This window comes from Aquitalea aquatilis, assembly GCF_005155025.1.
Classification (GTDB): Bacteria; Pseudomonadota; Gammaproteobacteria; order Burkholderiales; family Chromobacteriaceae; genus Aquitalea; species Aquitalea aquatilis.
The window spans coordinates 406,949-426,537 of the sequence record NZ_CP039731.1 but is presented as its reverse complement, the minus strand read 5'-3'; the positions used below and the strand labels follow the sequence as shown (position 1 = coordinate 426,537).

The following is a 19,589-nucleotide window of genomic DNA, read 5'->3' as shown; positions in this document are numbered from 1 at the left end:
GCAGAGCATGAGTCAGTCGCATCAGGAAGTGGCCGAGTTGCTGGGTGCGGTACCCAAGGCCTGGCGGGCGCTGCTGGACCAGCGGCTGCGGCCTTATGGTTTTTCCCAGGCCACCTGGCAGGTACTGCTCAAGCTGGGGCGGGCGGGCGAGCCCTTGCTGCAGAACGAGCTGGCGGCCCGTGTTGGCATCGAACCGGCCTCGCTGGTGCGATTGCTTGACGTGTTGCAGGCCGATGGCTGGATTGTCCGCCAGCAGGATGAGCAGGACCGTCGCGCCAAGCGGATTTGCCTGACGCCCAAGGCGCAGCAGCTGTCCGGTGAGCTGCTGCAGGTGGCTGATGCGCTCAAGGCCGAATTGCTGGATGGGCTGGACCCGCAGGAATTGCAAACCTGCATCAAGGTGCTGGCACAAATCCGCCATGCTGCCGAACAGGCACAGGAAACGGCTGCGTGAGCAAGCGGCTCTTGGTGACGGTGGCGGTGATGGCCGCCACGGTGATGCAGGTGCTGGATACCACCATCGTCAACGTCGCCCTGCCGCAGATGCAGGGCGAGCTGGGGGCGACATCGGACCAGATCAGCTGGGTGCTGACCAGCTATCTGGTGGCTTCCGCCATCTGCATGCCGCTTACCGGCTTTCTGACCGACCGGCTGGGCCGGCGGCGCTATTTGCTATTGTCGATCAGCGGTTTTGTGCTGGCCTCCATGCTGTGTGGCGTGGCGCTGAACCTGGGGCAACTGGTGGCCTTTCGCCTGCTGCAAGGGGTGTTTGGTGCAGCACTGGTGCCCTTGTCGCAAGCGATCATGGTAGACAATTACCCGCGCGAACAGCGCGGCAAGGCCATGGCGATCTGGGGTATGGGGGTGATGGTGGGGCCGATTGCCGGGCCAACGCTGGGCGGCTGGCTGACCGATATGTTCGACTGGCGCTGGACCTTCTTCATCAATCTGCCGGTGGGGCTGCTGTCCTTGTTGCTGGCGCGGCAGGTGCCGGATACGCCACGGCGTGAGCGTGGCATAGACTGGCTGGGCCTGATGATGATTTCGCTGGCCATTGGCGGCATCCAGTATGTGCTGGACCGGGGTAACGGCGATGACTGGTTCTCCAGTGGCGGTATTGTCACCGCAGCCTTGCTGGCGATAGTGGGCGCGGTGGGCTTCATCTGGCGTGGGCTGTCCAGCGAGGCGCACCCGCTATTCGACCTGCACATGTTCAAGGACCGCAACTTTGTCGCGGCCAGCATCGTCATCGCCGCGCTGGGCCTGTCCATGTACGGGGCCATGGTGATCCAGCCCATCATGCTGGAAGGGCTGTTTCACTATCCCACCATGGATACCGGCCTGATCATGGCGCCGCGCGGCATCGCCAGTCTGGTCAGCATGATGATCGTGGGCCGGCTGATCGGCAGGGTGGATTCACGCTATCTGATTGGCAGCGGTTTGCTGATCGGTGCCTGCGGCACCTGGGTCTGTACTCACTACAATCTGGATACCAGCCCATTCTGGTTTGCCTGGCCGGTGCTGCTGCAAGGCTTTGGCCTGGGCATGATCTATGTGCCGCTATCGGCCATGGCCATGTCCACCTTGCCGGCACGCTTGTCGGCCGAGGCTGCGGGGCTGTTCAGCCTGTTGCGCACCATGGGTTCCTCGGTGGGCATTGCCATTGTCAGCACGGCCTATTCGCGCGGTGAGCAGTCGGCCTGGAATGCCATGGTGGGGCAGTTCAATCTGTATAACCCGTGGCTGAGCGACTATCTGGCGCGCATGGGCAAAACCAGCTTGGACAGCACTGCCGCCGTGCAGTTGGCGGCCGAGTTGCAGCGTCAGGCGCTGATGGTGTCGATTGTCGATGTGTACTGGCTGATTACTTACAGCTTTCTGGCCATGCTGCCCTTGTTGCTGCTGCTCAAGCCGCGCCAGGCTGCTGCCGCTGCTCCAGCCGTCGAGGTGGTGATGCACGAATAGCGACCGGCGAGCGGACAATAAAAAACGGCAGCCCGCGGGCTGCCGTTGTCATGCTGTGCAACTGCCTGATTACTTGTTCAGGTGCGGCGCAATGGTGGCCAGCAACTGGGCCAGCACCTTGGGGTTGGCGGCCACGATGTCGCCGGATTCCAGCCATTCCTGTTCGCCGGTCAGGTCGGTCACAATGCCACCTGCCTCTTGCACGATCAGGCTGCCGGCAGCGATGTCCCACGGCTTCAGGTTCAGTTCCCAGAAACCATCAACACGGCCGCAGGCTACATTACACAGGTCGAGCGAGGCTGCGCCTTCGCGACGGACGCCGGCAGTCTTGCCCAGCACATCCTTGAGCATGCCCAGGTACTGGTCGATATAGCTTTGGTCGGAAACCGGGAAGCCGGTGGCGATCACGCATTCATTCATCATGAAGCGCTTGGACACACGGATACGGCGGTCATTCAGGAAGGCACCCACGCCACGGCTGGCGGTGAACAGGTCGTTACGGCTGGGGTCGTACACCACGGCCTGCTGTATCTGACCCTTGTGTGCCAGGGCGATGGAAATGGCGTATTGCTGATGGCCGTGCAGGAAGTTGGTGGTGCCGTCGATGGGGTCGATGATCCACTCGAATTCGGAGGAGCCCACGCCTTTCGCGCCGGACTCTTCTGCTAGAATGGCGTGCTTGGGGTACGCCTCAAGAATCATGTCGACGATGGCCTGCTCGGCAGCGCGGTCCACATCGGTCACAAAGTCATTGTGCTTTTTCTTTTCTACGCGAATGGTATCGAGGTTAAGCGACGCGCGCTGGACAACACTGCCAGCACGGCGAGCGGCTTTAACCGCGATATTGAGCATCGGATGCATTGACGGCCTCTAGAACGGATAGCAGATGTCAGCCAACACGGCTCGACATCTGACGGTAACAATCTGGGTTAAGGAACAAAAAAAGCCGACGCGAGTGCGCGGGCTTTTTGATATGCCCGCTATTTTAATGTGAAACCGCTGATGAATAAACCCCAAGTACCTGATTTTCTGAAAAACATTCGTGTGGTGTTGGCCCGGCCCAACCATCCGGGCAATATCGGCTCGGCTGCCCGGGCCATGAAAACCATGGGCCTGACCCGGCTGTATCTGGTGGAGCCCAAGGTGTTTCCCAGTGATGAAGCCAATGCCCTGGCTTCCGGTGCGGTGGATGTGCTGGAGAGTGCAACCGTGGTGTCCAGCCTGGCCGAGGCCCTGAGCGATGTCACCGTGGCCTGTGCACTGACCAGCCGCCGCCGCGAGCTGACCACCCCGCTGTCCACCCCGCGTGAAACCACGCCGGAGCTGGTGGCACGGGCGCGTGACGGCGAACAGGTGGCGCTGGTGTTCGGTAATGAAACCTTCGGTCTGTCTATCGAGGAAGTTGAACAGTGCAACCGCCTGGTGACCATTCCGGGTAATCCGGATTACTTCTCGCTCAATCTGGCGATGGCAGTGCAGGTGATGACCTACGAGCTGTTCAGCCATACCGAGGTCGATGTGGAGTACCTGCGGCCGGAGAGCGAAACCGCCAGCCTCGGCGAGGTGGAAGGCTTCTGCCAGCATCTGGACCAGACCATGGGTGCCATCGGCTATTACCGTCGCCGCAACAGCGAACGCCTGATGCGCCGCATGCGTGCGCTATTCAATCGCTCCGGCATGTTGCGTGACGAGGTCGATATCCTGCGTGGCCTGATGAAACAGATCCAGCGCGTGGCAGATGGCCATGAGCACGACGGCGAGGCCTGAGCGCGGCTTTCATCTCCCTTACACGCAGCCGGCGCTGCGTGATCTGGCTTTTCTGCTGACCTCTCCTGCGCCCTGGGATAGTGGCCGCAATCTGTCGCCCGCGCAGTTGCTGGGCCCACAGGGCCATGCCTTGCTGGCGGAGCTGGAGGAAAATCCGGCACCGCTCTCACACTGGCTGGCGCAACAGCCTTGCCAGCGGCTTGGCCACTATGCCGAACGCCTGCTGGCTTTCTGGTTCCAGCTGGCTCCGCATATCGAACTGGTGGCGGCCAATGTGCCGGTGCGTGAGGCCGGTGGCCGCACCATCGGCGAATTCGATTTCCTGATCCGGCTGGATGGTGTGCCACTGCACGTGGAAACCGCCAGCAAATTCTATCTGCAGCTGGGACATGGCGCGGACACTCTGGTCGGTCCCAGCCTGCGCGACGCCTGGCCGCTCAAGGCCGCCAAATTACAGGAACAACTGCAACTGGCCCGTCATCCTGCGGCGGCCCGTGTCTTGCCGCCCGGTTTTGCCGGCTGTGCCAGTGCCGCGCGGCTGGCCGGCTGGTTCTTCTATGCCGGTACGCCAGCTGTCCCGGCTGCGCCATTGGCGCCGGAGCAACTGCAAGGCTGGATCAGTCCTTTGCAGCAGCCCTGGCCAAGCTTTTCCAGCGGAGGGCGCTGGATATGGCTATCGCGGCTGGGCTGGCTGGCCCCGGCGCGGGTAGAGCAGGGCATGGTGCGTGAGCAGGATAGCCTGCGCCAAGAGCTGTTGCAGGCGGCGGTACCACAGCTGGTGGCCGAATTGCTGCCGGTGGGGGATGGTTACTGGGAGGAAGTGGCTCGCGGCTTTGTGGTGCCGCCGGGCTGGCCGCAGCAGGACCGATTACAGGCCTTGCTGGCCACTATTGATGGCAGGCCCGCTCCATGAAACGGTTGTTGATTATCTACGCCAGCCAGACTGGCCACACCTTGCAATTGATCGATGCCTTCTGTCAGCCGCTGTTGCCGCTGTGCGCAGAACTCCACATCAGCCGCCTGCCAGCCGCGGAGGCAGGACTGGATGATTTGCTGGCTGCTGATGCCATCGTGCTGGCAACGCCGGAGAACTTTGGCTATATGGCGGGTAAAGTGAAGGATTTTTTTGATCGCACCTATTACCCGGCACAGGGGAAGACCGAGGGTCTGCCCTATCTGATGCTGGTGTCGGCAGGTACGGATGGTCTGGGAGCGATCCAGGCCATGCGCCGCATTGCCTGCGGTTATGGCTGGAAGGAAGTCTTGCCGCCCTTGCTGGCGCAGGGCGAGATATTGCCGCAGCATCGGGAGCAGGCCATGGAGCGGGGCGAGATGCTGGCCGCAGGCATGCTGGTGGGGCGCTGGTAGGGCAGGGCGGGCGGCTTAGCCGACCGGACTAGGTCTTCAGACGAATGGTCGGCCGTGCCAGTAATGCGCAAGATGCAAAAACACCGCAGGCTGCCGGCAAGCAGGGCTGCGGTGTTTCTGGTTGGCTGCTGCTTCAGACGCCGTTGGCGTGGGTGCAGCCGGCAATCAGGTCTTTCAGTGCGTCGGCCTTGATCAGCTGGATGTGCTTGTGATCGACACTCAGCCAGCCCTGCTGCTGGAACTTGGACAGCGTACGGCTGACCGTTTCCAGTTTCAGGCCGAGGAAGCTGCCGATTTCCTCACGGCTCATGCGTAGGATGAAGTCATTGGCAGCAAAGCCGCGTGTGGACAGACGCTGCGACAGGTTGAGCAGGAAGGCCGCCAGGCGTTCTTCCGCTTTCATATTGCCCAGGAGCAGCATGACGTTCTGATCGCGCACGATTTCGCGGCTCATCAGCCGGAAAAAGTGGTGCTGCAGGCTGGGAATATCGCGCCCCAGGCTTTCCATGCGATTGAAGGGCAGCTCGCAGACTTCGCTGTCTTCCAGGGCGATGGCGTCGCAGCCATGCACATTGGAAGAAATGCCATCGAGGCCCATCAGTTCGCCGGACATCAAAAAGCCGGTGACCTGTTCGCGACCGTCCTGGCTGGCGACGCTGGTTTTGAAGAAACCAGTACGCACTGCGAACAGGGACTTGAAGCCCTCGCCGCTGCGGAACAGGTACTCGCCGCGCTTGAGGCGGCGGCTCTGACGGATCACGGCGTCCAGCTGCGTCATTTCGTCGCGGTTCAACCCGATGGGCAGGCAGAGTTCGCGCAGGCTGCAGTTGGAGCAGGACACCTTCAGTGCGTGAATAGTGTGTTGGTTTTGGTCAGACATCGAGTGTTTTGTACAACCCTGTAAAGAAGCTTGACCCTTGTCAAAGCGGAATTCACACGTTTTCCGCAAATTTACCAGTCCACCTGACGTTTGACTATCAATACCCGACGACATGCACACCACCCATCCGTTTTCGCCCACCCACTGTGAGTTCGACCGAGCGTTGATCGAACGTCTTGATGGCTCTGGCCCAAGATACACTTCTTACCCGACGGCCGACCGCTTTACGCCGGCGTTTGGCGAGAAGGACTATAAACACTGGCTGAAGCAACGCCACCTTGGCATGCATCAGAACGCAATATCATTGTACGTTCATATACCGTTCTGCAACACGGTATGTTACTACTGCGGCTGCAACAAGATCATCACCAAAGACAAAAGCCGCGCTGATCGCTACCTCGACTATCTGGAAAAAGAGATCAAGCTGGTGGCCGCCTCACTGGGCTGTCGCGAAAAGCTGATCCAGCTGCATTTTGGTGGTGGTACGCCCACCTTCCTGTCCGATGAACAGCTGGACCGGCTGATGGGCATGCTGCGCACTCACTTCGAATTTTTGCCGGAGGGAGAATATTCCATCGAGATCGATCCGCGCAAGGTGGGTCGCGAGACCGTGCACCATCTGGCAGGTCTGGGCTTTAACCGCATGAGCGTGGGCATCCAGGATTTCGACCCGCAGGTGCAGCAGGCGGTTAATCGCGTGCAGAGCGAAGCCGAGACGCTGGAAGTGATCGATGCCGCCCGCGAAGCGGGTTTCAAGTCGGTCAGTGTCGACCTGATCTACGGCCTGCCGCTGCAGACGCGCGCATCGCTGAAAGCCACGCTGGACAAGGTGATTGCCATCAGTCCGGACCGGCTGGCGCTGTACAACTATGCTCATTTGCCCACGGTGTTCATGCCGCAGCGGCGCATCAACGAAGCGGATCTGCCGACGGCCAGCACCAAGCTGGATATCCTGCAGGATGCGGTAAAAAGCCTGGCGGATGCCGGCTATGTATTTATCGGTATGGACCACTTTGCCAAGCCGGAAGACGACCTGGCCATCGCCTTGCGCCAGGCCCGCCTGCAGCGCAATTTCCAGGGCTATTCCACCCATGCCGACTGCGACATGATCGGTCTTGGTGTCTCGTCCATCGGCAAGGTCGGCCCCTGTTACAGCCAGAATGAGAAGGACCTGGACAGCTATTACGCCGCGCTGGATGAGGGCCGTTTGCCGGTGATGCGCGGCATGGTGCTGGATCAGGACGACATCCTGCGCCGTGGCATCATCCAGGCGCTGATGTGCCGCTTCTCGCTGTCGGTGGAGGCCATCGAGCAGGTGCATGGCATCAATTTCGCTGAATATTTTGCTGAGGAACTGCCGGCCATCCGCGAATATCACAAGCTGGGCTTGCTGACTTTTGACGGTGATTTCCTGATGGTGGAGCCGAAAGGCCGCTTCCTGATCCGCAATATCGCCATGCTGTTCGACCGCCACTTGCGCGAGCGTGAAACCAAGGCGCGTTATTCCAAGACGATTTGACACCCGCAGTGCTGTTTTTTCCAAGGGAAAACCCTGAAAAAAACCGCGAAAAAAAGCCCGCTTGCTGCGGGCTTTTTGTTTGAAAAGTGATGGTTTTTTACAACAGTTTGCCGTGCTTGGATCAACCTTCCGTGGCGTTGTCCGGCAAGGGGAAGGGTTTTTGCTGCCGATGCAGCCGGATAATCGCCTCGCCGGTGGGGCTGGCGACGATATCGCGCAGGGTATAACCATCCAGCACGGTGAAAAAGGCTTGTAGGCCGACATCCAGCGCCGACTTGAGACGGCAATCCTGGCGCAATGCGCAAGGGGGCGTGGCACAGTCGATCAGGGCGGTATTGCCCTCCAGAATGCGGATGATGCCACCCAGCTGGTAATGCTCCGGTGGCTGGGCCAGTGCCAGGCCTCCGCCCTTGCCACGACTGGTCAGCAGCCAGCCTTGCTGTCCCATGAAATGCACCACCTTGACCAGATGGTTGCGCGATATTGCAAAGCGCTCGGCGATTTCGCTGATGGTAACGGCCTGTTCGCGATCGCGATGTGTCAGGTACATCAACACGCGCAATGCCAGATCGGTAAAACGGTTCAGTTGCATGGGCTAGAAGGGTAAAGGCGGTGCCGCGCAGGATACTCCGCACGGCCCACCCTCACAATGCGCTGCGGCAAACCACGTGCAGCAGGCAATCAGTCGCTGGCCATGGCGTTGGAGCCGAATACCTCCATGTGGATGCGGGTTGCTGCCACACCGCTGGCGCGCAGCTGTGAGCGCTGCTGTTGCATGAAGGCCTGCGGGCCGCACAGGTAGTAGTCGGCATCCGCCAGCAGGGCATGCTCACGGATGGCCTCGGCATCGATGCGGCCGGCGCGCTGGTAGTCCTGGCCCAACTGGTCGGTGTCTTGCGGGCATTCATAAAACACCGTGCTGGCCAGTACCGGATGCTGGGCCGCCAGTTGGCCCACTTCCTGTTTCATGGCATGGACCTGGCCGTGACGGGCGGCGTGCAGGTAGCGAATGGGGCGCTGGCTGCCGCTTTCCAGCAGATGCCTGAGCATGGACAGCAGCGGGGTCTGGCCGACACCGGCACTGATCAGCACCACCGGGGTCGCGCGATCCTGATGCAGCACGAAGTCACCGAACGGCGGTGAAACCTGCAGGATGTCTCCTTCCGCCAGCGCTGCATGCAACTGGCCGGACACCTTGCCTGCAGGTGCATCACCCTGTGCTTCTTCACGCTTGACCGAAATGCGCAGCCAGCCTTTGCCCGGGGCATCGGACAGGCTGTACTGGCGTGGCTGGCACAGCCCCCATTCCGGGATATAGCGCTGGACCGATACATACTGACCGGGCTGGAAGTCCGGCAAGGCACCGCCATCGGCTGGCTGCAGATAGAAAGAGGTGATTTCCGCACTTTCCACCTGTTTGTTCACCACCCGGAATGGCCGCCAGCCGCTCCAGCCACCGGCCTGGGTAGCTGCACGCTGGTACAGGCTGTTTTCCAGATTGATCAATAGCTCGGCCAGTTGCTGGTAGGCCGCTCCCCAGGCGTCCAGCAGGCTGTCCGGGGCGGCTTCCTCGCCCAGTACCTCGCGGATGGACGCCAGCAGGTGCTTGCCGACAATCGGGTAGTGCTCGGCGCGTATCCCCAGGCTGGTGTGCTTGTGTGCCACGCGCTCCAGTACCGGCAGTAGTACCTCGGGGGCATCGATGTGCTCGGCATAGGCCGCCACGGCCATGGCGAGGGCCTGTTGCTGCTGGCCAGCATGTTGATGGCCCTGGTTGAAGATGTTTTTCAGTTCCGGGTTGTGCTGAAACATGCGTTGGTAAAAGTGGCTGGTCAGCAGCACGCCGTGTTGTTTCAGGATGGGGGCAGTGGCTTTGACTTGCTGGCGGGTGGATGCGTCGAGCATGGCAGTTCCTTATGATGTTTTTAAAATACATCTTTATTGGCGCGCAGTGATTTGCCGGGCAAATATTGCAACTCATTAAAGATGTAAAAATAATACATCTTTAATCAAGGATTGTCATCATCGACATCAAGAGCATCACTCTGTGAAGAAGCTCGGCGAAACCATGGGCTAGGGCCTGTTAACGCTATTTTTTTCACGGCGGCGGATGTTGAGGGGATGCAATGCGCGAAAAACTGCGCGCCGCAGGGCATTCCCTGCCAGCGCGGTTTGACAAGGCAGTGCGCCGCTCAACATCCGCCCCGCAGGGCAGGCCCGACCAGCTTGCCACTGCTGCGTTGTCGGATTTGCGCTTGGGGCCACCAAGCGCTGCATCCTCCGCCTTGCATTGACAAGCTTTCAGGGCCTGCGCCGCAGAAAACATCGTGTTAACAGGCCCTAGACAGGGTGGGACAGAAATTTTCTGCCTATAAATGAAGGGCTTGCCCAGCAGATAAAAGACACAGGGCAAGGCCAATATTCCAGAGGAGTTGTCCATGTTCCGTCTTGTCGCGCGCTGGATGCAGCGTTTGAGTTACCCCACGCGCTTTGCCGTGATCGGGGCTGTCTTTGCCATCGCACTGGTTTATCTCACCTATGGCCTGTACCGCAGCAATCAGGACAATGTCGATTTCTCCAGCAAGGAAGTGATCGGCGTGCAGTACCTGAAGCCGGCGATGAACCTGCTGCTGGCTTTGCAGCAGGAACAGGCACAGCGGGCCGCTGCTGGCGACAAGGCCGCGCTTTCTGCCGGACTGGAGACACAATGGAGCACGCTGCAGCAGACGCATCAGGCGCTCAATGGCCAACTGGGACTGGATAAGAGCTGGGCTGCGCTGGAGGGCGCGTGGCAAAAACTGAAAGGTGCGCCGGAACTGGCCAATTACCAGGCGGCAGCGGGCAGCTTGCTGGAGCTGATCAGCATGGCCAGCGATCAGTCCAATCTGACACTGGACCCGGATATCGATACTTTTTATCTGATGGATGCGGTAACGGTGCAATGGCCCAACTGGCTGAACCGCAGCACCCAGGCTAACGCCCTGTTACTGGCAGCCAGGGGGCAGCCGCTGACGGCTACTGCGCGGGATCAGGCGGTCGGCCTGTCACCTCTGATTCGCGACAGCCTGCAAAACCTGCAACACGACCTGTCCAAGGCCGTGGCCTATAACGCCGGGGTCAAAACCGGCTTTGCCGGTGCAGATGAGAAGCTGGCGGCCCAGTCGGCCCTCAATGCCGCCGCACTGGACAAGGCGATTGCCGGCCAGGCCCAGGCCGGCACTGCCTTGCAGGCGGCCTCGCTGGATGCCGCCAATCACTTTCAGCAGGCCGCCTTGCAGCAACTGGGCAGCCTGCTGGACGCCCGTATCCAGCGCATACAATGGCAGCGCGATGTTTATCTGGCTTGCGCCGCTTTTGCCTTCTTGCTGTCTACTTATCTGTTTATCGCACTGTATCTGTCAATTACCGCCCAACTGGGGGGCGAGCCGTTTTATGTGCAGAGTGTGGTGGAGCAGATTGCCACCGGTCGGCTGGATACGCGTATCGACCTGCAAGGCAAGGACGATTCCAGCTTGCTGGCCGCCATCCGGCAAATGCGCAACCAGCTGCGCGAGACGGTGCAGCAATTGGTGCAGACTTCCTTGCAACTGGATGGCGCGGCTCGCCACGTGGCGGATGGTGCCAGTCAGGTCGCCCATAGCAGCGACCGTCAGTCCGAAGCGGCTTCCAGCATGGCCGCGGCAGTGGAGGAGTTGAGCACCAGCCTGGCGGTGAGTGCCGAGCGTTCGGTTGAGGCGCATGAGCTGTCGCGTAGCGCGGTGCAGGAGTCTGGCTCCGGTGCCTCGGTGATCCAGGGCGCGGGGCGCAGCATGGATAGCATCGTGCGCGAAATCTCCACCGTGTCCGACACCATCCAGAGCCTGAGCAAGCAGTCCGAGTCCATTGTCAGCATTGTCGATGTGATTCGCGACGTGGCCGATCAGACCAATCTGCTGGCGCTCAATGCGGCCATCGAGGCGGCGCGTGCCGGTGAGCAAGGGCGTGGCTTTGCCGTGGTGGCTGATGAAGTGCGCAAGCTGGCCGAGCGTACCGCGCAGTCCACCAGGGAAATTGCCGGCATCGTGCAGCAGATTCAGGGTACGGCACGGCATGCCGCCGGCAGCATGCATGCCGGCATGCAAACCGTGCAAAGCGGCCAGCAACATGCCAGCGATGCCGGCTCGGCCATCATCACCATCCAGCAGCAGGTCGACCAGGTGCAACTGGTGGTGGCCGATATCCAGATGGCCTTGAGCGAACAGAGCAATACCAGTCAGGTGCTGGCAAAAAATGTGGAGCAGGTGGCGCAGATGTCGGAAGAAAACAGCCGGGCGATGAAGGGGACGGCTGAGACGGTGGGGCAGTTGCAAAGTTTGTCGGAACAGCTTAGTGCGCTGGCGGGACGCTTTACCGTGTAATCAGGCGGCAGTGCAACAAGGCAAAGGCCGCTGGAAAGCGGCCTTTTTCATGGGGAGGTGGCAAGAAAAACTGCCGGGTTCATCGTCTTCCCGGCGGGATTCTGCCGTTTGCAGGGCGGTGTGTTGTTTGGTCCAGTCCAGCTCATCCAGTTCGGCCAGCATGGCCTGACGGGCGTTCTGGCGCAGGCCGGAACGGCTGTTGCGGTGGGCTCCCCCCTTTTTCAGCAAGGGTGAGCAGGCGTAGGGATTACGCGGCTTCACGGTGTGCATTTTCTTCTCCATGCATGCGGCTGCGGCGCAGCTGCTGCAAGGCATTGTAGAAAGCGCAGCGCCACAGTCAAGCTGCAGCGACTGTGGCGTGTGGGATGGTCTGGGCAAACCACGCGCTTGCCCTGCCTGCGACCCTGGCTCAGTGCGCCGGTGTGGCGGCTGTGCTGGGCCAGGGGAAATCCGCCGTCCCCATCAGCCGCACCGGCTGTTTGCCCGCAGTGAAATAGGCGGCTTGCGAGCGCAGCAAAGGCCTGCGGCCACGAATGGCATCGGCCAGCTTTTCCGCCATCATGATCACCGGTGCATTGAGATTGCCGGTGGTGACACGCGGCATGATGGAGGCATCCACCACGCGCAAGCCGTCCACGCCGTGCACCAGCCCGTCCCGGTCCACCACTGCCATGTCGTCATAGCCCATCTTGCAGGTGCAGGAGGGGTGCAGTGCGGTTTCGGCATGTTCACGGATGAAGGCGTCGATTTCGGCATCGCTTTGTATCTTCATGCCGGGTTTGATTTCTTCGCCACGGAATTCATCAAAGGCCTGCTGGGCGATGATCTCGCGTGTCAGCCGCACACCGGCGCGGAATTCCTGCCAGTCCACCGCATGCGCCATGTAGTTGAACTGCAGCAGCGGTTTGACGCGCGGGTCGCGGCTGGCCAGCCGCACGAAACCGGTGCTGGGCGAGCGCATGGAGCCGACATGGCACTGGAAGCCGTGTGCCTTCACCGGATTGCTGCCGTCGTAATTCATCGCCAGCGGAATGAAATGGTATTGCAGGTTGGGCCAGGCAAACTCGGTACTGCTGCGGATGAAGCCACCGGCTTCGAAATGGTTGGTTGCGCCCAGGCCGGTACCGTTCAGATACCACTCCAGGCCGATGGGCGGCTTGTTCCACCACTGCAGCGCCGGGTAAATGGAAACCGGCTTGGTGCAGTGGTATTGCAGATACATTTCCAGATGGTCTTGCAGGTTTTCGCCCACGCCGGGCAGGTGTACCACGCTGCTGATGCCGTGCTGCTTGAGCTGATCGGCATGGCCCACACCGGAGCGCTGCAACAGCTGCGGGCTGGCAATCGCGCCGTTGCAGACGATGACTTCGCGCCGTGCTTCGGCCTGTTGCAGGCTGCCGCCCTGCAGATAACTCACGCCCACCGCGCGGTTGCCGGCAAACTGGATCTGGTCGGCCAGCGCACGGGTTTTCACCGTGAGATTGGCGCGCGTGCGCGCCTGATCCAGATAGGCCAGCGAGGTGCTGCAGCGGCGACCGGAGGGGGTGGTGGTACGGTCCATCGGCCCGAAACCTTCCTGACGGTAGCCGTTGAGGTCATCGGTGCGCGGGTAGCCGGCCTGCTCGCCAGCCGCGATAAAGGCGTGGTACAGCGGATTGTTGTCCGCGCGCGGGGTGGTGACATGCAGCGGGCCGTCATCACCATGGAAATCGTTCGCCCCCTTGTCGTAGCTTTCTGCCTTGCGAAAATAGGGCAGGCAGTCCAGATAGCTCCAGTTTTCCAGCCCGCTGTTTTCCGCCCAGCCGTCGAAGTCCAGCGCATTGCCACGGATGTACACCATGCCGTTGATCAAGGACGAGCCGCCCAGCCCCATGCCCCGGCCCTGGGTCATGATGCGATTGCCCATATGCGGTTCCGGCAATGTGGTGTAGGCCCAGTTATAGGTGGTGCCCTGCAGCGGATAGGCCAGCGCCGCCGGCATCTGGGTGCGCCAGTCCAGCCGCCAGTCCGGGCCGCCGGCTTCCAGCAGCAGCACGCTGACATCGGCATCTTCGGTGAGGCGGGCAGCCAGCACACAACCGGCAGAACCGGCCCCGACGATGATGTAATCGAACTGTTGCGACATGGGTGCTCCTTGCGACGGATGGTTCAGACAAGACAAGGGCAGGCCGTGAGGTCTGCCGTTATCGTGTGGATGACAGGGTGAGCCGCTTGGCGCGGCTGACAAAATAAGGCAGAGCCCCTGGTGCAAGGCGCGCCGACGCAGACAGTACAAGCAGTACGGCAAGGCGGCGCAACGCTGCAACAGGGGTTCTGTTGGCAGCGCTCAGGCGTAAGGACTGGCCACCCCGGTCAGCTCCACATACACGCTCTTGCGCTGGGTGTAGCAGTCGATGGCGGTGAGGCTGTTTTCATAGCCCAGGCCCGATTCCTTGTAGCCACCGAAGGGCATTTCAATCGGCGTGATGTTGTAGTTGTTGATCCAGCACACCCCGGCCTGCAGCTTGGCCACCACGCGGTGGGCGCGCGCCAGGTCGCGGGTGAACACCCCCGCCGCCAGCCCCAGCCGGGTGGCATTGGCCCGCTGGATGACTTCGGCCTCGTCGTCGAATACCAGTACCGACATCACCGGGCCAAAGATTTCCTCGCTGACAATACGCATATCGTCGCGGCACTGGTCGAAAATCGTCGGGGCGATGAACCAGCCGGCTTCACAACCCGGCACGATCACGCGCTGGCCACCGGCGGCCAGCACCGCGCCTTCAGACTGGCCGATGTCGATGTACTTGAGCACGCTTTGTGCATGGCTGGGCGATACCTGCGCGCCGACTTGGGTGTCCGGGTGCATCGGGTCGCCAATCTTCAACAGCGCGGTGCGCTCCTTCAGCCGCTGCATGAAGGCGGCGTGGATGCTGCGCGCCACGAACACGCGAGTGCCGTTGGTGCAGATTTCGCCCTGGGTGTAGAAGTTGGCCAGCATGGCGGCGGACACTGCCTGTTCGATGTCGGCATCGTCAAAGATGATCAGCGGCGACTTGCCACCCAGCTCCATGGTGACGCGCTTGAGCGTGCTGGCCGCGTCTTTCATGATGGCCTTGCCGGTATCCACCGAGCCGGTGATCGACACCTTGGCCACCCGCTCGTCGGCAATCAGCTGCCGCGCTACCGCCGAGCTGCCCTGGATCACGTTGAACACGCCATCCGGCACGCCGGCTTCGCTGTAGATTTCCGCCAGCAAGGCAGCGCTCATCGGCGTCATGCCCGACGGCTTGTAGATCATGGCATTGCCACAGGCCAGCGCCGGGGCGGATTTCCAGCAGGCGATCTGGATGGGATAGTTCCACGCACCAATGCCCAGGCACACGCCCAGCGGCTCGCGCCGGGTGTAGGCAAATGCCCCCTTGAGCTGGAAATGCTCACCGTGAATACCAGCAGCCATGCCGGCGAAGTATTCGATGCAGTCCGCACCGGACAGCACATCGACGGCTTCGGCCTCCTGAATCGGCTTGCCGTTATCGCGTACTTCCAGCTCGGCCAGCTCACGGTTGCGCGCACGCAAAATGCCCACGGCCTTGTTCATGATGCGGCCACGCTCGGCCCCGGTCATTTCGCTCCACACGGCAAAGCCGGCTTCGGCGCTCTTGACCGCCTGTTCGGCCTCGGCCGCGCCAGCCTGCTGTACCTGGCACAGCAGGGTGCCGGTGGCCGGGTTGAAGTTGTCGGCGAGCGGCAGCGCTGGATTATCCAGGTAGCGGCCGCCGATATAGCTTTTCAGGATGCCATCTTGCACGGTGTCTTCCTTGTGTTCTGGGTAGGCGATTGCCGATGATGGCATTGATTTAGCCATCAAGCAGTGCTGGCTGCGTGTCAAAAGCCGACACGGGGGCGGATTGTGGCGACATGGGGGAGGGTGGTGGCCTGCTGCTGGTTGCTTGATGCTGGTGGGTAGAGATCCGCTGCGCGGGTGATGGTTTTGGGTGCCGCTTCCGCGCGGCGGCCGGGAAGGAGGGATTGCCTGGCCAATCCCTCCTTCACCTCCCAGGCCACCCCGGCAAGCATGGCCTGCGGCTGCCCGCCAGATACCGACCGGAGCGAGGCGCGCCTGAACTCGCGATTTGCTAACGTCAAATCGCTCAAACAGGGCAGGCGCTTAAGACCTCGCCCCGGCCACCTGTCGGCATGCTTGATGGGGCCCATGGGTGGCATCGGTGCGGTGGTTTCTTTCATGGTCACTGGTGTCATCTGGTTTATCCAATATTTCCCGCTAATTTCTCTGATTTTTCTTATTAAAACCTTTACGGACAGTAACCGGTCCCGTCTGCGCGAGCCGCCCCAGACGTGCCGCACAGGGTGTTAAGCGGTCGGCTGTCCGCAGCGGCGCGACGTTAGCGCGCCGCAAGTTCCGGCCGCGCCCTGGGCGGCATGGCTGTGGCGGGAATTCGACGCGCTGCGGGTCGCCTTTTCTTTGGGTCCTTGCTTTTGACGAAGTGACGAAGCAAAAGAAAGGGCCTCGCGGGCGGGGCGAGACCCGCGAAGTTGATTTTGCAGTTGGTTTTAAGCTGGTGTGCATCGGGTGTGAATCGCTGCGCGGATGATGATTTACATGCCGCTTCCGCGCGGCAAACGGGAAGGAGGGATTGCCTGGCCAATCCCTCCTTCACCTCCAAGGCCACCCCGGCAAGCATGGCCTGTGGCTGCCCTCCGGGACCCGACCGGTGCGAGGCGCGCCTGAACTCGCGATTTGCTAACGTCAAATCGCTCAGACAGGGCAGGCGCTTAAGACCTCGCCCCGGTCACCCGTCAGTATGCTTGACGGGGCCCATGGGTGGCATCGGTTCGGCAGGAAAGGCCGTGGGATGTGGTGACTTCGTATGGCAAAGCCAATATGGGAAATGGAATTTCTGGTTTCGACCCAGAGCTGCCACTTGCCCTTTGTGGCTTTGTAATCTTTAACCCCTTCCCAAAACCACAAAAGACCGTTCAGTACCTGCGTGGGGATCCAGCAGATTGCCATACGGACGTTAGCGTGGGAATTACTTGTAAAATATGAAAATGAGGTGTGAAATGTCTAACGGCAATACTAATTGTTATGCGACCCACTACTCGCATAACCACTACTAAAGGTGGTTAAGATGCGGCTGACAGAAGATCAATCATTGAAATTGTTGCTATGTTTGGCAGCAGCTCAAGTTGGGTTTTCTATCTTTGCAGCCTATTATTGTGGTAAAGCTCAACTTTATTGCGCACCCAAGAGTAATGACTGCCAGCAGGTGGCTGGATATTTTATCAATAATGACAAATATCATTTCTTTTCTGTTTTGTGGCGTAGCACGATTGTTGTGTCTTTGTTGTCAGCGATCGTAAGTCATTCAAGTTATAGATTTTTCTTCATTTTTGGCGTACCTCTTGCCTTACCTGTTTATGAGTTCATTCCATTCATACTGGCAATTATGAGTGGATTTTAGGCCGGTGAATAAATAAACTGGATGCGCCACCCAATGTATAACGTCTTGGTGAGTGGCTGGTTTCGACCCTTTGCGGACATTAACGCAAAGGGCGTGAGGCTATATAACAGAAGCAAGCCTTTAAGGACTCACTCCAAATGCTCCCACTCAGAATATACGTTCAAAACTGGCTTATATGAAGATGTGAGCGGGTCAAAATATTCTTTCAAATCATCACTTTCAACCAATTGGCGGATTTCGACTTTGTAAGTCTTTTTGAATCGCACCTTGTCAACTTTTCCGTCGGCATATTTTGAACAGGCAGAGTCATAATAGTTAATTAAGGTCTGTGTAGCAGCATTGAGACTTTTTCGATAAAGTCCAAGCAATTCAGATTCCTCTTCGGATATTTTATTGAGCTTTTCCTTTGAGACAAAAGGAGCCATTGTCATTGATATATCATTAATTTTTGTTTTGGCATTTTCTATAGACTGACTTATTTCCAACTCAACAATGCCATGCTGCAGATTCAGGTTTTCTTGCGCAATCTGGTTGGTTTTCTGGCTAGAGGATTTCGCAAAAATCACAGCCCCAATAGAGACAAGCAGGCTCAGAGTCGCTATTACATCACTAGTGCTAATTTGCATTACCCAACTCGCTTTTTCATGGCACTAATAACATCGAGTATGTCGCTATTGTCTGATGCCGTGGTGCTTTTTCTAATTGAGTCATATGTTAAAGACTCATTGATACTTTCTAAGCCGGGCGTGCGCCTAACAAGCCTCTCAAGCTCATCTAGTATCTTTATCTTGGTGTTGCGATCTATTGGATTTCTAGAACTTGAAAATACCAACTTATTAAGATCAGAGTATATTTTTTCAAGTTCAGCTTTTGGGTTTGGCGATTTTACCAATCGCTCAAAGTATTGCTGCGCTCTTTCTTTTGTGCCCATTGATGCCACGGCGACACTCCTTTATTGATGTTTACATAACGTAAAGCAGGCACCACTAGTACCATGAAATTTTAAAACGTCAACTGTCGTTAAGTGCCCAGAAGCAGGACGCCAAAATCAGACAGAAACCTGTATTTACAAGGCAGAGTTTACATTTTACGGATGGAATAAAAACAAATAAAATTATATGCTGAATAGAAGATTACACCAAGTAAGCCGCAAGTGGAATGACCGCTTCTGGCCGACAGCAGTCATGCTAACACGTTGACATAATTCCTTGGCCTGAGTCCGGCACCCCGCCTCATCACTATTCGCTACCGCAAGCATCGCCCTGGCGAAACCCATTCCCGTCAGCGCAAGCCGCGGTGGATGTGTTGTCCGTGTCCTTGCACGTCGTCCAGCTATCTCTCCGCTCATACCCGCGCAGCAAGGGAAACCTCATCGACGGCGGGGCAAGTCCCGAGAGTTGTCTTTGTCTTTGATTTTTATGCGGTGTTCGAAGGATTGGCGCTGGAGGGAGTCCGCGCTCGCGGATGATGATGCGCCTTGCCGCTGCGGCGTATGGCAAGGAGGGGGGCGGTGTGGTGGGAAGTCGACGGATTGCCGCATGGTGGCCGACTATGCGGCATCGTGTTCAGTCAGCGCACTATCCTGTCTGCCGCGGCGTGGCATAAACAAAGCCCTCCCGTAGCGGGAGGGCTTTGACAGTCAGGCAAGGGAAAAATCAGTGCTGATGCCCGTGCTCGCCATGTACATGCTGGTGAGCAATTTCCTCGGCAGTGGCCGCCCGTACATTCAGCACGGTGATGGCAAAGCGCAGGGTCTTGCCGCACAGCGGGTGGTTGCCGTCCAGCAACACGGTGGGGCCTTTGATCTTGGTGACAAAGTAGTAGCGCGGCTCGCCATCCGGGCCGATGCGCTGGATCTGGCCGCCTACCTTGATGCCGGGCGGGAAGTCGGCCTTGGGCATGGTGGTGACCAGGGCTTCGTCGCGCTCGCCGAAGGTGTCTTCGGTGGCCAGTTCCAGTGCGGTTTGAAAGCCGGCTTCCTGGCCTTCCAGTGCGGCTTCCAGCTTGGCGAACAGATTGTCGTAATCGCCGTGCAGGTAGGAGACGGGGTGCTTGCCATCGTCGTAAACCTGGCCTTGGCTGTCGGTCACTTTCATGCGCAGGGTGACGGCGCTGTTTTCGGTGATTTTCATGGTGGGCAATGGCTCATAAATTGGGCCGGGAAGGTTGGCAGTTCAGCGCCTGGGTGTCAACTTGCCGGCAAGCATGCCGGTGCAGCCCTGCCTGTG

At 59.3% G+C, this 19,589-nt stretch carries 19 protein-coding genes; 8 read left to right on the top strand and 11 right to left on the bottom strand.

The genetic code is table 11. The features are described from left to right. Positions 1–7: 7 nt before the first annotated feature. Complete coding sequence (locus tag FAZ30_RS02020; protein ID WP_124642408.1) at positions 8–454, top strand: MarR family winged helix-turn-helix transcriptional regulator; 447 nt, start codon at positions 8–10, stop codon at positions 452–454. Beyond that, positions 451–1,965 (top strand): DHA2 family efflux MFS transporter permease subunit, encoded by a 1,515-nt coding sequence (locus FAZ30_RS02015; protein WP_199730969.1) that lies wholly within the window; start codon positions 451–453, stop codon positions 1,963–1,965. The genes FAZ30_RS02020 and FAZ30_RS02015 overlap by 4 nt, the downstream gene beginning before the upstream one ends. A gap of 69 nt (positions 1,966–2,034) precedes the next feature. Here FAZ30_RS02015 and FAZ30_RS02010 read toward each other — a convergent pair whose 3' ends face one another. Then, the gene (locus FAZ30_RS02010; RefSeq protein ID WP_124642410.1) at positions 2,035–2,826 is read right to left on the bottom strand and encodes an inositol monophosphatase family protein; all 792 of its coding nucleotides are present in this window, start codon (positions 2,824–2,826) and stop codon (positions 2,035–2,037) included. Positions 2,827–2,967: 141 nt separating this feature from the next. Here FAZ30_RS02010 and FAZ30_RS02005 point away from each other — a divergent pair, with 141 nt between their 5' ends. The 3 genes from FAZ30_RS02005 to FAZ30_RS01995 are packed head-to-tail and all read left to right on the top strand — an operon-like array spanning position 2,968 to position 5,100. Then, on the top strand, positions 2,968–3,732 hold the full coding sequence (locus FAZ30_RS02005) for an RNA methyltransferase (protein WP_124642411.1): 765 nt from the start codon (positions 2,968–2,970) through the stop codon (positions 3,730–3,732). Next, a complete protein-coding gene (locus FAZ30_RS02000) occupies positions 3,710–4,645 on the top strand; it encodes a DUF1853 family protein (protein WP_124642413.1) in 936 nt (311 codons plus the stop codon). Before FAZ30_RS02005 ends, FAZ30_RS02000 begins: the two co-directional genes overlap by 23 nt. Beyond that, positions 4,642–5,100 carry a flavodoxin family protein gene (locus tag FAZ30_RS01995; protein WP_124642415.1) on the top strand — a complete coding sequence of 153 codons (459 nt, stop codon included), beginning with the start codon at positions 4,642–4,644 and terminating at the stop codon, positions 5,098–5,100. The genes FAZ30_RS02000 and FAZ30_RS01995 overlap by 4 nt, the downstream gene beginning before the upstream one ends. 133 nt (positions 5,101–5,233) lie before the next feature. On the opposite strand, the gene fnr is transcribed toward FAZ30_RS01995, so the two are convergent. After that, positions 5,234–5,980 carry a fumarate/nitrate reduction transcriptional regulator Fnr gene (fnr, locus tag FAZ30_RS01990; protein WP_059285224.1) on the bottom strand — a complete coding sequence of 249 codons (747 nt, stop codon included), beginning with the start codon at positions 5,978–5,980 and terminating at the stop codon, positions 5,234–5,236. 112 nt (positions 5,981–6,092) lie between these two features. Between fnr and hemN the strand changes: the two genes are divergently transcribed. Further along, positions 6,093–7,499, top strand: coding sequence for an oxygen-independent coproporphyrinogen III oxidase (gene hemN, locus FAZ30_RS01985; RefSeq protein ID WP_137008553.1), 1,407 nt, complete (start codon positions 6,093–6,095; stop codon positions 7,497–7,499). A 121-nt stretch (positions 7,500–7,620) separates the two neighbouring features. Here hemN and FAZ30_RS01980 read toward each other — a convergent pair whose 3' ends face one another. Then, positions 7,621–8,091, bottom strand: coding sequence for an RrF2 family transcriptional regulator (locus FAZ30_RS01980; RefSeq protein ID WP_137008551.1), 471 nt, complete (start codon positions 8,089–8,091; stop codon positions 7,621–7,623). Positions 8,092–8,180: 89 nt separating this feature from the next. Continuing rightward, positions 8,181–9,404, bottom strand: a complete 1,224-nt coding sequence (gene hmpA, locus FAZ30_RS01975) for an NO-inducible flavohemoprotein (protein ID WP_137008549.1) — start codon at positions 9,402–9,404, stop codon at positions 8,181–8,183. A 533-nt stretch (positions 9,405–9,937) separates the two neighbouring features. Between hmpA and FAZ30_RS01970 the strand changes: the two genes are divergently transcribed. After that, positions 9,938–11,896, top strand: coding sequence for a methyl-accepting chemotaxis protein (locus FAZ30_RS01970; RefSeq protein WP_124642423.1), 1,959 nt, complete (start codon positions 9,938–9,940; stop codon positions 11,894–11,896). Here FAZ30_RS01970 and FAZ30_RS01965 read toward each other — a convergent pair whose 3' ends face one another. The 4 genes from FAZ30_RS01965 to FAZ30_RS01950 form a co-directional block, all read right to left on the bottom strand. Next, positions 11,897–12,166, bottom strand: coding sequence for a hypothetical protein (locus tag FAZ30_RS01965; RefSeq protein WP_124642426.1), 270 nt, complete (start codon positions 12,164–12,166; stop codon positions 11,897–11,899). 139 nt (positions 12,167–12,305) lie between these two features. After that, positions 12,306–14,021, bottom strand: a complete 1,716-nt coding sequence (gene betA, locus FAZ30_RS01960; RefSeq protein WP_124642428.1) for a choline dehydrogenase — start codon at positions 14,019–14,021, stop codon at positions 12,306–12,308. Positions 14,022–14,222: 201 nt separating this feature from the next. After that, positions 14,223–15,731: a betaine-aldehyde dehydrogenase gene (betB, locus tag FAZ30_RS01955; protein WP_233578358.1), complete on the bottom strand. Its 1,509-nt coding sequence runs from the start codon at positions 15,729–15,731 to the stop codon at positions 14,223–14,225. A 32-nt stretch (positions 15,732–15,763) separates the two neighbouring features. Beyond that, complete coding sequence (locus tag FAZ30_RS01950; RefSeq protein WP_124642430.1) at positions 15,764–16,123, bottom strand: hypothetical protein; 360 nt, start codon at positions 16,121–16,123, stop codon at positions 15,764–15,766. A gap of 905 nt (positions 16,124–17,028) precedes the next feature. On the opposite strand from FAZ30_RS01950, the gene FAZ30_RS01945 reads away from it, so the two are divergent. After that, positions 17,029–17,361, top strand: coding sequence for a hypothetical protein (locus FAZ30_RS01945; RefSeq protein WP_124642432.1), 333 nt, complete (start codon positions 17,029–17,031; stop codon positions 17,359–17,361). A 128-nt stretch (positions 17,362–17,489) separates the two neighbouring features. On the opposite strand, the gene FAZ30_RS01940 is transcribed toward FAZ30_RS01945, so the two are convergent. The 3 genes from FAZ30_RS01940 to FAZ30_RS01930 all read right to left on the bottom strand — a co-directional run bounded on the left by FAZ30_RS01940 (position 17,490) and on the right by FAZ30_RS01930 (position 19,493). Beyond that, positions 17,490–17,987 (bottom strand): hypothetical protein, encoded by a 498-nt coding sequence (locus tag FAZ30_RS01940; protein WP_124642434.1) that lies wholly within the window; start codon positions 17,985–17,987, stop codon positions 17,490–17,492. Beyond that, positions 17,987–18,301 (bottom strand): hypothetical protein, encoded by a 315-nt coding sequence (locus tag FAZ30_RS01935; protein ID WP_124642436.1) that lies wholly within the window; start codon positions 18,299–18,301, stop codon positions 17,987–17,989. Before FAZ30_RS01935 ends, FAZ30_RS01940 begins: the two co-directional genes overlap by 1 nt. Before the next feature lie 715 nt (positions 18,302–19,016). Continuing rightward, on the bottom strand, positions 19,017–19,493 hold the full coding sequence (locus FAZ30_RS01930; protein ID WP_137008547.1) for an FKBP-type peptidyl-prolyl cis-trans isomerase: 477 nt from the start codon (positions 19,491–19,493) through the stop codon (positions 19,017–19,019). Between the last annotated feature and the right edge of the window lie 96 nt (positions 19,494–19,589).